This is a genomic window from Chitinophaga sp. 180180018-3 (genome assembly GCF_037893185.1).
Taxonomy (GTDB): Bacteria; Bacteroidota; Bacteroidia; order Chitinophagales; family Chitinophagaceae; genus Chitinophaga.
Genome location: NZ_CP140772.1, coordinates 6179997 through 6193075, shown reverse-complemented (window position 1 = coordinate 6193075; position 13079 = coordinate 6179997). Strand labels below are relative to the sequence as shown.

Sequence of the window (13079 nt, the reverse complement as noted above, 5' to 3'; positions counted from 1 at the left end):
CACATTCCCTGTTCTTAATTAAATACGCCGGTCCTCAACAGGACCGGCTTAATTTATGCACGCGATTCAAAATAAGTACCTAAGTTTCATGGAGTGGGAACGTCCCACCAGAGCCGGGTACCTCCGTTATCGAGGCCGCCGAGCAGTTGAATAGCTTTCTCCACTTCAGCTTTGTTGGCTGTATATTCAGTGGATGGGAACGGAATTCTTCTTATCTGTATTTTAGTATCAATCGTGTTGTTGCTGTAGTTATTCACTACAGGGAACAACCTGGGATAGCCGGTACGGCGAAATTCGCTCCACGCTTCCTGTCCTTCCGGAAACATAGCAATCCATTTCTGGGTAATGATACGTTCCAGTTTTTCCTGGAAGCTTCCTGCTTCATTCCACTGAATAGTAAGCTTGCCTAATGCCGGCGAATTATTATCGGCGTTCTGAGGATCTACGTAGTCAATGGGCTTGCTGGTGTTGTCGGTGATGTAGTTGGTGATGGAAGCGGCATCTACATCCCACTGTCCGAGAGAAAGCGACATACCTTTTTCATACAGCGACTGTGCACTTCCACCTGCATTATTCCAACCTCTCAGCGCTGCTTCAGCACGGAGGAAGTATACTTCAGAAGATACCATCAGCTGGATAGGGGTATTGTTGCGGATTGTTTTGGTTTCTGCTACGGCTGGTATGGAGTAACCGGAGTAAGCAGGCTTGGGTTTCACCAACGCGCCTATACGAATACCTTTGTAGGTGCCTGGATAAGCAACGGCGTGGTCGAAATACCTGGAGATTCTCGGATCTTTATAACCCACCAGATAAGATTCCATCGACGCATTCATGGCATTGTCTGTCCATGCAGTAAGAATGGTGTACAGCGGATGTTTCAACCCAAAGCCGGATACCGTAAAGTTATCCTTGTTGGTTTCCATTAATCCGCCATTCGTAGGGTCCAATGCTTTTTCCCCTTCTGTGCGGGCCCAGTTCTGATCTACTTTTGAAATACGTACCGCAAGGCGCAGACGCAGGGAGTTCGCCAGCTTGATCCATTCTTTATAATCACCTCCGTACGCCATATCAAATTTTGCAAACCGTGAAACACCCGGATTAGCTGCTATATACGTTGTAAGTATATTCCTGGCGGTATCCAGTTCTTTGAAAAAACGTGCGTATACATCGGATTGCTTATCGTAAGAAGAAGAGGTGCCACCACTACCAAAGCTGCTGTATGGGATAGGACCATAGATATCTGTTACCCGGTGCATGGCTTCTACTTTAAGAATCAGCGCAATGGCCCAGAATTCCGGCGCCAGCCGGTCGGCCCCCCTGCGCTTTACCTCCCCGATAGGCGCCATCACGTTGTTATACGCGAGGTTAAACGCCGGGGCATTCCATCCATCTACCAGGCTGTAAGTCATGTTATTCAGGTTGCCACGGAAGTTATTTGGTGGCATCATATAACCGGAATATACATCGCCCATAAGGTTCTGCTGTAACTGGAAATCGCCGGTGGTATTATTAAAGTTGAAGTAAATGGACGACTGGATCTGTGGAAAGAAGCCACCGATGAAGTTGAAATCCGGTTTAAGGGCATCTTCACTTAATCCGGTATTGTCTGTATTATAACTCTCGAAATTTTTTGTACAGGAACTGATACCCAGCACGCCAGCCACTAAGGCCACAGCGGTAAGCGATGTATAGAATTTGAATCTGATCTTTTTCATCTGCTTTGATTTAAAGTTTAACATCATTAAAATCCAACATTCAGGTTAAAGCCAAAGCTGCGGGTAGCCGGCATACTGAATACATCCACTCCGGAAAGACCATTACCTGTTGACATAGACAGTTCAGGATCGAACGGTGCTTTCTTAGAGATATACCAGAGGTTTCTGCCTACCAGCGTGAAACGCAGGCTCTTTACAAAACCGTGGCCGAGTGCGCGGGAAGGAACGGCATAACCGAGAGATACCTCGCGCAGACGCACTACTGTTGCATCATAGAGATATTCACCGCTCACACCATCACGTCCGCCCAGTACGCCGTACCAGGTAGCAGCGTCTACTTTGGTAACCGGCTCTTTAGTTCCTTCTTTCACGCCATTGATTGTTACACCACCTGCTTTACGGGCATCTCCGGTTTCTGCAGATACGCCGTATTTATCCATTACTGCCTGCGTTAATGACATTACTTTACCGCCGAATTTTCCGTCTACAAGGAAGCTCAGGTTAAAGTCTTTGTAGGAAAGGTTGTTGCTCCATCCACCCTGCCATTTCGGATTAGGATTACCCGCAAAAACGTTGTCGGAAGTCACCTGTGGTTTTCCGTCAGCGCCAATAATAATACGGCCACTTTCGTCACGGATCAGTGATTTGGCGTAGATGTCGCCGTAAGAACCACCCTTGGCGAGGATAGAGGCATATGTGTTGGAGCTGGGCTGAGTGAGTACAAACTGGTCAATGTTCGGCGCCAGTTCTATGATCTCATTCTTGTTATGAGAATAGTTCACAGAAGTATTCCACTTGAAGTTCCTCGTTTTGATAACGTTGTAACCTAACAATATTTCAATACCTGAGTTCTGGATATTACCTGCGTTAATGAAACGGAAGGCATAACCTGTTCCTGGTGGTACGGCAATACGGAAGTACTGATTGGTAGTGTTGGTTTTATAATAAGTGAAGTCGAAGTTCAGCCTGTCTTGCAGGAAACGCCATTCTGTACCGATTTCCAGCGATTTTGTTTTTTCCGGTTTCAGATCATTGAAAGGCTTCTGGTTGTTGAATTCGAAAGTACCTCCCACTGCACCGAGCTTGTTTATCGGATTGGTTACATAAATAGGCACCGCGTTACCTACTACTGCATAGGAACCACGAAGTTTCGCGTAGCTGATCGGCTCCGGCAGATTGAAGAGCTGATGCAACATCAGCGACAAACCTGCAGAAGGGTAGAAGTAGCTGCCGTTAGGAGTGAATGCCAGTCTGGACGACCAGTCGTTCCGGCCGGAGAGGTCCAGGAAAATCAAATCCTTGTACGACAGGTTCACGTTTCCGAATACGGCCTGCAACTGTGAGTGGTTTTCCGGTACTGTCTGAATCAGGCTACCAGGCGTCATATTCTGCAGCGTGAAGAAATTAGCTACATAGAGGTCGCCGTTATAAGAGTCGGCGCTGATACCTTTGGTACGGGTATCGTTGATGCTGGTACCTACCAGTGCATTCAGCTTGAAGTTATTGAAATTCTTATTTACGTTTACGATCAAATCGCCGTAGAACTGAGTAGTGGTGAGGTTACTCATGAGGTAACGTCCGTTCGGACCAGCCAGTACGCCGTTTGTTCCTGCATACATCTGTGCATCGTAAGTATCGGCAGTATGATCCATATTGCCCCTTGCCTGTACATATAACCAGTCGTTGATATCATACTTGGCGGTAATGCTACCCAGCGTGCGGTTACGTTTAGCCTGGCTGGGGTTCTTGTTAACGATCCACCAGGGGTTCTGTTGTACGTCTTCATTGAAAGGCCAGTTCTGCAGATCCAGCTGGCGTACGTCATTGAACAGGGTATATTTGTTTTTATACTGCAGCAAATCGCCACCTCTTGGGAAGAGATATAAACCTGTCAGCGGGTTGAAGTACAAACCACTAACAGGGCCATTGTCCAGCGATTGCGTGATGATGTTCACGTTACCATCCAGCGTCAGTTTATCATTCAGGAACTTAGCGGTTTCTCTGAAGGTAAAGTTATTACGCTGTAGTTTATTGCCGGGCATTACACCATTTGCATTGGTGTTGGCGTAGGAGAAAAATGTTTGCGCTTTATCAGTACCACCGGAGAAATTAATGGAGTTGATCCATGTATTGCCGGTTTTGAAAAAGTCGTTCACATAATTGGGTGCATTGGTGATATCCTTACCCCAGCTGGTAGTGGCGCCGGCATCTGACGCGCCATAAGAGTTCTGGAATTTAGGAGAATAGGCAATTTTATCCAGGGTGATACCACTGGAAAATTCCACTTTGGCATTGCCGGCTTTCCCTTTTTTAGTGGTGATAAGAATCACACCGTTTGCTGCCTGGCTACCATACAGGGCGGAAGCAGAAGCCCCTTTCAATACAGAAATGCTTTCTATATCATCAGGGTTGAGACTGGAAATACCATCGCCACCATCGCGGCCAGGACTGAAGTTACTGGTACCGTCACCACCCCAGGTACTGTTGGGCTGCTGAGTGGTATAGTTGGTCATCGGAATACCATCTATAACATATAAAGGCTGGTTGGAGCTTTGTGCAGATTTGTTACCGCGAAGGATCACTTTTACAGATCCGCCAACGCCGGAAGTACTGCGGTTAATAGTGATACCCGCTGCTTTACCTGAGATAGAGTTCATCAGGTTCGCATCTTTGGCGGTAGTCAGCTCCTCATTGCCTATACGCTGTGTGGAATAGGTAAGGGATTTGGCAGCTTTTTTAACACCGAGTGCGGTAACAACCAGTTCATTCAATCCCTTTACGTTCTCGCCCAGTGTTACATTTAAGGTAGGACTGCTAAGTACTGATACTTCTTTGCTTTCAAATCCGAGAGAGCTGAAAATGAGTACATCGCCGGCTTTTGCGCTCAGCTTGTATTCTCCGGCGGTGTTGGTTTGCGTTCCTTTGGTGGTTCCTTTTAATTGTACGGATACACCTGGTAAAGGACTGCCTTTAGCGTCTTTTACAATACCGCTGATTTCTCTTTCCTGGAAAATGCTACGGAATGAAGATGCGGGCAACCAGTTATAGCCCGCTGCCTTCACATATGCGCTGTCTGCTAATATGGAAGTGAGGGCCAGACCCGTCATAGCACACACTTTCATAAGGCGTAGGTTTTTTTTCATACTTGCCTTTTTATTTGGTTAATAAATGGGATTTATATTGTTGATTGAAACTGATCATTATCTTAAAAAATAGATAGCTGTTAGCATGATCTGCATCATACTTTACGCTGTGATGATATGTTTTGTTGCTGTCAGATACCGGCTTTCAGGGGCGTGCAAAGCCTCATCGCTGATCGCAATGTGTGAACCGGGTTTGTCAAAAGCAGTATTTGTTTATTTGTTTTTCTTACATGAAATGTTGTTTTTTATAACGTTCCCTGTTACAGGCAGCATAGTAAAACCGCGCTATTGATCGCGCCTCAGTGAAGTAGTCGTACGGAGATGTGTTTGGTACTATCGGAGTTTTAAAAAAAGTTTAATTTTTTTTTCGACGATTATCTAAGATCCCACCATAATGGTGTTCCTCCGTTATCCGGGCCTTTTAGTGTGGTAATAGCACGATTCACTGCCTCAGGATTCGTCATATTCTCTATCTGAGGCATAGGCAGGCGGCGAATGAATTTTTCTGTAGAGATAGTGTTGTTACTGTTGTTAATAACTACCGGGAATAATTTAGGATATCCTGTACGCCTGAATTCACTCCAGGCTTCCTGCCCTTCAGGGAACATGGCAATCCATTTCTGTGTGATAATACGTTCCAGCTTCTGTTCCAGTGTGGCATTATCATTCCATTTAATGGTAATCGTGCTCAGGTGCGAACTGCCGGCAGGAACATTGTTAACCGGGTTTTGCGGGTCGATATATGGCCGGGCTGTGCTGGAACCGTTGTTAGTATAGTCGTCTACGTTAGTAATGGCATATTGGGAGAAGGAGGTGGCAATGCCGGTGTTATAATCAGCGGCTGCATCGCCGGCATTTTTCCATCCGTAGAGGGCTGCCTCTGCTTTGAGGAACCAGGCTTCGGCCGCCGTCATGAACTGTATCCGGCTGTCGAATTTCACCAGTTGTGAAAACCAGCTGTATTCTTCTTTGGTTGATATTTGTATCCCGTTGCGGATACCCCGGTATACATTAGGCCCTTCATCTGTAGGTACAAAATAATGCGGAAGACGGGGATCCCTGTAACCCGTGAGTATCGATTCCATAGGTGCACTCATCCGCAGGTCTGCCCAGGTATAGCACATAATATTCAGCGGATGCGTCACCGGTGAAATGTTGACGGCGAAATTGTCCTGGGGCGTTGTCAACAACCCTAATGGGTGGCTCAACGCGGCTTCTCCTTCTTCTTTCGCTTTTTTCGGATCCACCCCGGAGATCCTGACGGCAAGGCGCAGCCGCAAGGTATTGGCAAACTTCACCCATTGGGTATAATCGCCTTTATACACCAGATCGAAATTGGTGAAGCGTTGTGGCAGCTTCTGATTGATGTAAAGGGTAAGCGTATCTATCGCTTCACTCAGATCCTTAAAGAATGCATAATAGGCTGTTTGTTGCGAATCATAATCAATACCCATTTGTGAATTCAGATCTCCATAATGGGTATAAATAATGGGGCCGTAGATATCGCTGATCCTATGCATGGCTTCTACCTTAATGATCTGCGCCCAGGCGTAGAAATCGGGGTAGTGATCTTTAGATTTTTTTTGTGCAAAGTCGCAACTTTTCATCACCAGTGGATAGGTAACTACCCAGGGTTTATTATTCCAATAGTAAAGCAGACCATAATTCGTGTTATTCACATTTCCTTCAAAAGGGGTAGGCGCCATCATATAGCCGGAGAAGATATCCGCATTCAGGTTCTGTTGCAACTGGGCGGTGGGCGGATCGTTATAGATCAGCAGGTTCAGCTGGGCCTGCGACAATGGTTCACCCATCAGGCGGTAATCTGCCTTTAATTCTTCTTCATCAAAATCATAAGGGTTTTTATTAATCTCATCGAATCGTTTGGTGCATGAACTTGCCAGCATAATGGCTGCCATCGCCCATAACGAATGTTGTTTCCAGCTTTTCATGGGTAAATTTTTTAAAGTCCCAATCTCAGGTTAAGCCCCATACTCCTGATGGGCGGCATTCCGAATACATCTACACCCTGCAGGCCATTGCCGGTGCCCATCGATACTTCCGGATCAAATGGTGCATGCAGTTCAAAGAAGAAAAGATTCCGGCCTATCAGCCCCACCCGCATGTTCCGTATCCATTTCCATTTCAACGGAATGCGGTAGCTGAGCGTCAGCTCCCGTAGGCGGATATTCGTGGCATCATACATATACATCTCACCGATACCAGCCCTGCTGCCTATAGTGGTGTAATATTTCTGTGCATCAACTTTTCCGCTAAACAGGGTACCATCGCCGTTGATGGCATTGAGCTTTACACCACCATTGTCGCGCGCTCCCGCACTTTCTTCACTTACGCCATACCAGTCCAATACCGCCTGGCTTACACTCATGACCTTTCCGCCAAAGCGGCCATCTATCAAAAAACTCAACGTGAAGTTCTTATAATCGATACTATTGTTCCAGCCTAATGTAAAATTGGGATTGGGATTGCCCACCCGCTTGAATGCATTGCGTGTCAGTGGTTTCCCTGCTCCGTCGATTATATATTGTCCCTTGTCGTTCTGTACCAGTTCCTTGTTGGAGTAGATATCCCCCCAGGAACCGCCTTCCATGATGAAGGATCCGAACATATTTACACCGAAATCCGTCAGCACAAACATATTCGTGCTGTCTGATGAACCAATAACCTTAGTGTTGGAAAGAGATATCACCTTGTTTTTATTCGTGGCAAAGTTGATGCTACTGGTCCATGAAATAGCTTTATTGCGTATAGGCGTTAATGTTAGTACTGCTTCCCAGCCCTGGTTTTGAATATTTCCCATATTCAGGTAATAGGTAGAAAACCCGCTGCCCATGGGAGCCGGTATTTCCATGTATTGCCGGTAGTTATTGTTTTTGTAGAAGGTAATATCGGCATAGATCCTCTCTTTCAGGAAGCGTGCTTCCAGTCCTGCTTCAAGAGAACGGTTGTCTTCGGGCGACAAAGTCATACCCGGATAAATAGTCTTCTGATTCAGCACTACTCTTGAAACGCCTGCGATAGTCTGGAACGTAAAGGCTGAGGGCAGGGAAGAGTAGGGGGCAATGTCGTTCCCTACTTTGGCATAAGAGAGCCGTGAACGCAGGAAATCGATACCACCGGGCATCTTGAACATCTCGCTCCACACGGCGCTCAATCCGGCGGAGTAATAAAAGTACCCCCGTTTCAGAATAGGCGTAAAGGCAAAGGTACTCGACCAGTCGTTGCGGCCGGTGAGGTCGAGGAACAGAAAATTTTTGAATCCTATTTGTGTATTGCCAAATATAGCCTGCAGCTGTTTTTGTTCTACGCTGTGCTGTGCATCCAGCGAAGTAGGGAGGATATTGGATACGGAGAATTTATTCGGATAAGCCAGTCCCGGATTGGCATTGGGATTGGATCCGTTGAAATTACGTTCATGCGCTTTGATATCCGATATACTGACGCCAATGTTGCCGGCCAGATGCAGCCATTTATTTACTTTCCCGCTGGCATTGATCATCATATCCGCATACAACTGTGTATTGAACTCTTTCTCCAGCGTATACCGGCCATTCTGTGTAGCCAGCACGATTTGTGTGCCAGCGTAGGCTTCCAGTTCGTATTGATCCAGCGATTTATCGAAATTGCCCCTGCCTTTCAGCGACAACCATTTATTCAGTTGCCAGGTAAGGGAAAAAGTAGCCAGCCCGCGATACCTGGAATCCAGGCGGAGATTACGTTGTAGCGCCCACATAGGATTCTGCTGATCATCCTGGCCTATCCATTTTTTATCGGCCCGGATGTTCCACCAGTTTTGAAGATAAAGGTCACGGGTAGTGTCGTAGTATTCAAAGTTGTTCTTGTAATAATCGAAGTCCAGTCCGCGGGGGAATGTATAAAGGCCGGAGATGGGACTGTAGTACAGCCCTGACGAGAGCCGGTTCACGGTGCTTTGCGCCGTGAATGAAACGTTAGCATCCATCACCAGTTTATCATTCAGCAGCTTCAGCGTTTCCCGGAAATTCACAACGTGCCGGTCGAACCGGCTGCTGGGCAGAATGCCTTTATTGGTAGTATTCGCATAGGAAAAATAGCTCTGGGCTGTTTCGGTACCACCGCTGAAAGCAATGGTGTTTGTCCAGGTAGAGCCGGTGTTATAAAATAATTTTACATGATCGGGTGCATGAATCGGGCCGCCCCAGCTGGTCAGCGATCCGGGTTGCGGTGTCCCGATCCTGTCGGGCCCCGGCGGGGCTGTCTGCGCATACCGGTATTGCAGCTTAGGCAGCAGGGAAGGGGATTCCAGGGTGAAGTCGGACGATACGTCTATTTTACTCCTTCCCGGCCGGCCTTTCTTGGTAGTAATAAGGATCACGCCGTTGGCAGCCTGGCTGCCATATAATGCCGCAGCAGAAGCGCCTTTCATGATGCTGATGTTTTCGATATCGTCCGGATTGATATTGGAGATACCATCACCTCCATCCCTGCCGCCGGCGCCGATGATGTTATGCGACTGTCCCCACACGTCTACCGGCTGGGATGGGCTATAGTTAGCATAGGGTACTCCGTCAACGATGTACAATGGCTGATTTTCGCGGGTCGATTTGTTGCCGCGCAGTATCACCCTCACAGACCCGCCGATACCGGAAGCGCTGCGGGTAACAGTCAGCCCTGCACTTTTTCCGCTCAGGCTGTTCATCACGTTAGCATCTTTCACCTGTTGTAAATCACCGCCATCTATCTGCTGGGCAGCATAAGGCAGTTCCTTTGCATTCTTCTGTATGCCCAGTGCGGTTACAATCAGTTCATTCAGGGCTTTTACATTTTCCTGCAGCTGCATGTTGATCTCATCTTCCGTATTCACAGTTACTTCGCGGGTAATAAAGCCAACAGAACTGAATACCAGCAGATCTCCCGTGCTGGCTTTCAGGGTGAAGCCAGCATCAGCGTCGGACTGGGTGCCTTTATTGGTATGTTTAATCTGGATGGTAACTCCTGGAAGCGGCGTGCCTTTCGTATCGCGTACTGTTCCCCTGATTTCTCGCTCCAGAGATACATGATTTAGCAGGTCTACAGTGGGTGCGGAGCCTGAATCGCTTGCTGTGCCTACAATGATTTTGTTATTGATGCGGGTAAACTTTAATCCGGTCTGAACTGACATTAACGCGAGCACTTCATCGATGGGTGTTTTGGTGCAATTTAACGTTACCTTCTTCTTCAGGTTAAGATCAGTTTTGTCGTAATGAAAATTTAGCCCTGTCTTTACCGAAATTTCGGTCATTACATCTTCCAGGTTTTTGTTTTTTACCTGGATGGTGACAACTATTGCCGTCGGGTCAGGCGTTTGCGTTAATGCACTAGCCGTAGTGTTCAAGCTCCCCGCCAACAGTAGCGTCAGCATCAACCCCATGGATACAAACCATTTCATGGGAGATGGCCTTACCCTCATATGGACTAGTTTTTATTTTGCAGATAAACGGTATCGTTTTTAATGGTATAATTAAGAGATTTGGCCAGGCATATAATATCCATAACGTCTTTCAGGCCTTCATTTTTAAAGGAGCCGTTGTAATTCCATTCTTTTTTATCACTTTGGTTGATCACGGTTACGCTGTAGCGGTTTTCTATACCGGTCACCAGTTCATTATAGGGTGCGTCTTTGAATATAAGATAGCCTTGTTTCCAGCCGGTGATATCATCAGCTTTATTGAAATTGGTTTTGACAATGCTTAATGAAACGCGGTCGTAGCTGATCTGCTCTTTGGGGAGCAGTATCACGGAAGTATTTTCTTTGCCGGGATTCACCTGGTCAACCTTTACTTTTCCGCTTACGAGGGCTACTACCACTTTATGTTCGCTGGAATAGGCCCTGATGTTGAAAGACGTACCCAGCGCGGTAGTAGAGAGCTCACCGGTGTTTACCACGAAGTGTCTTACCGGGTCAGCTGCCACAGTGAAAAATGCTTCTCCTTCTTCCAGTGAAACCGTGCGACTACTGTCGCCGAAGTGAACCGGATAACGCACTTTACTGGCGGCGTTCAGATCTATGGTACTGCCGTCTTCCAGCGCGATACTTTCTTTTTTACCTCTTGATGTGGATATCTCAATGTATCCGTCCCGGATGACCCGGCCAACATGTCCGCTGGCAGCCAGGGAGGGTGCTTTATCCTGGTGTTGCATGGCCAGCCTGCTGGCCCAGAACATCCCGGTGGCGAGTAGCACTAATACGGCGGCTGCCGCGATATAGCGGTAGCGCCGGCGTAACAGCCGCACTTTAGGTGCAGGTGTTAATTCCAGCTGTTCATTCAGCTGTTGTTTGATACGATCCAGGTCTTTGTCGACCGCCCGGTCATCTATGTAGGTGGACTGTTGACGATTAATATTTTCAAACCACTGTTCTACAATAGCTGCTTCCTCCGGTGAGCAATTTCCCTGATTGTACCGCTCCAGCAATATTTTGATCTGTTCTATGTCCACCTTTGGGCTTTTTATAATTTCATAAGTCGTGTTAATATGGAAAAGGTACTATTGTACGCTTAATTTTTTTTATGCCAGGATCAGCCAGCAGGAGACCAGGAATAATATGATGAAATCTGTACGCGCGTAGCCTGCCCGCAGGATCTTCAATGCTTTGGTGATCTGGTTTTTGACGGTTTGCTGGGAGAGCCCGAGATGCGTGGATATCTGTTCCACAGAAAGGTTTTCAACGCGGCTGAGCATGAAGATTTCTTTCATGCGTTCCGGCAGTTGATTGATAGCCTCAAATATCTCCTGGGTGCGGGCTTTATTATCCACCGTATCCGCCAGTGAATGAGGCTGTGCATCGAAATGCTCGATCAGCTGCTGCAGATATTTGCGATAGGTGGTATTTTTCCGGTAAATATCAATGATTTTATGACGGGCAGCCTGGTAGAGATATGCTTTCAGCGACTCCCTGAGCACCAGGGAATGGCGCTTTTCCCACAAAGAAATGAAAAGCTCCTGCAGCACATCTTTGCTGATCTCTGCCGCATCCAGTTTATGCTGTATAAATAAATACAACGGTTTACTGTAGCGGTCGTAGATAGCATTGAAGGCAGCACTGTCGTCGCTTTTGAGCAGCGTGGCTAACTGGTTATCGGAGTAACTGCTGTACATCTAATGACAGTAGTAATTTTTCGTTTTGGTTGATATTGATTATTACTGGCATTGAATGTAAGAAGAAAAATCTGATAAATTGATATTTGCTTATTTAGTTTTTAAAATAACTAAATAACCAGATGATAAAATAATTATATTTTTATCATGCTTCTTTCAGGCGTAGCTCATTCTTATACTCCTTAGGTGTTTTACCCACAATTTCCTTGAAGAACCGGTTGAAGTTCGACAGGTTTTTGAATCCGCAGGAATAGGCAATTTCCGCGATGGACCAGTCTTCCTCTGTCAGCCGTTTGCAGGCATGACCGATACGTACTTCGTTCAGGAATTGTACAAAGGATTTTTTGGTGCGGTTTTTAAAGAAGCGGCAGAACGACTGTGGCGACAGGTTGGTGATGCTGGCAACATCCTGCAGGGATATTTCTTTCGGGAAGTTGTTCATCACATATTTGAACACTTCATCGATCTTATGGTTGTCTTTTACATTATAGGCATGCGAATATCCTGTACTGGCGAGGTAGTAGCAATCGCGGGTTTCAGAGAGTGTCTTCAGGATATTGAGCAGGGAAATGATCCTGTCGAGCCCTTCTTTTCTGGGCAGGGCCAGGATTTCCGGTTTCAGCAGTTCATGTGTAGCGCCGGTGATTTTCATGCCCCGCTGCGCGCGATGGAATAATTCCGTCAATGCTTTTGTTTCAGGCAGGCCGTAGAATTTTTCCCCGAAGATATCTTTAGGAAAATAGATAACTACTGAGCGGGCTTTCAGCTGGTCGTCGCCCTTGTAGTATTCTTCTTCATTATACCATACATGTGGTATATGAGGTCCCAGAAACACCATATCGCCTTCTTCAAAGCTTTCAATGCTGTCGCCCACAATTCTCTTCCCGTGGCTTTCCGTTACATATACCAGCTCACACTCCGGGTGGAAATGAAAAGGAGTATTGAAATAAGGATCACTTCTTTCAATAATAGTGATCTGGTTATCGGCAAAAGCCCCCACTTTAATAAGGATGGGTTTCATTCATGTATTAATTTAAGCTACTATGTTACTGTGACTGTCCTATACTTTATTACCATAGCCAAA

7 protein-coding genes are annotated in these 13079 nt (G+C 46.6%); all 7 read right to left on the bottom strand.

What is annotated here, in order from left to right; translation table 11 throughout:
- Positions 1-86 precede the first annotated feature (86 nt).
- Positions 87-1715 carry a RagB/SusD family nutrient uptake outer membrane protein gene (locus UNH61_RS24080; RefSeq protein ID WP_326994572.1) on the bottom strand — a complete coding sequence of 543 codons (1629 nt, stop codon included), beginning with the start codon at positions 1713-1715 and terminating at the stop codon, positions 87-89.
- 26 nt (positions 1716-1741) lie between these two features.
- A complete protein-coding gene (locus tag UNH61_RS24075) occupies positions 1742-4858 on the bottom strand; it encodes a SusC/RagA family TonB-linked outer membrane protein (protein WP_326994571.1) in 3117 nt (1038 codons plus the stop codon).
- A gap of 374 nt (positions 4859-5232) precedes the next feature.
- The gene (locus UNH61_RS24070; RefSeq protein ID WP_326994570.1) at positions 5233-6810 is read right to left on the bottom strand and encodes a SusD/RagB family nutrient-binding outer membrane lipoprotein; all 1578 of its coding nucleotides are present in this window, start codon (positions 6808-6810) and stop codon (positions 5233-5235) included.
- 11 nt (positions 6811-6821) lie between these two features.
- Entirely contained in the window at positions 6822-10307 is a 3486-nt protein-coding gene (locus tag UNH61_RS24065; RefSeq protein WP_326994569.1) for a SusC/RagA family TonB-linked outer membrane protein, read from the bottom strand.
- A 5-nt stretch (positions 10308-10312) separates the two neighbouring features.
- Positions 10313-11335: a FecR domain-containing protein gene (locus UNH61_RS24060; protein ID WP_326994568.1), complete on the bottom strand. Its 1023-nt coding sequence runs from the start codon at positions 11333-11335 to the stop codon at positions 10313-10315.
- 69 nt (positions 11336-11404) lie between these two features.
- On the bottom strand, positions 11405-11995 hold the full coding sequence (locus UNH61_RS24055; protein WP_326994567.1) for an RNA polymerase sigma-70 factor: 591 nt from the start codon (positions 11993-11995) through the stop codon (positions 11405-11407).
- 145 nt (positions 11996-12140) lie between these two features.
- Positions 12141-13016, bottom strand: a complete 876-nt coding sequence (locus UNH61_RS24050; protein WP_326994566.1) for an AraC family transcriptional regulator — start codon at positions 13014-13016, stop codon at positions 12141-12143.
- Positions 13017-13079 lie beyond the last annotated feature (63 nt).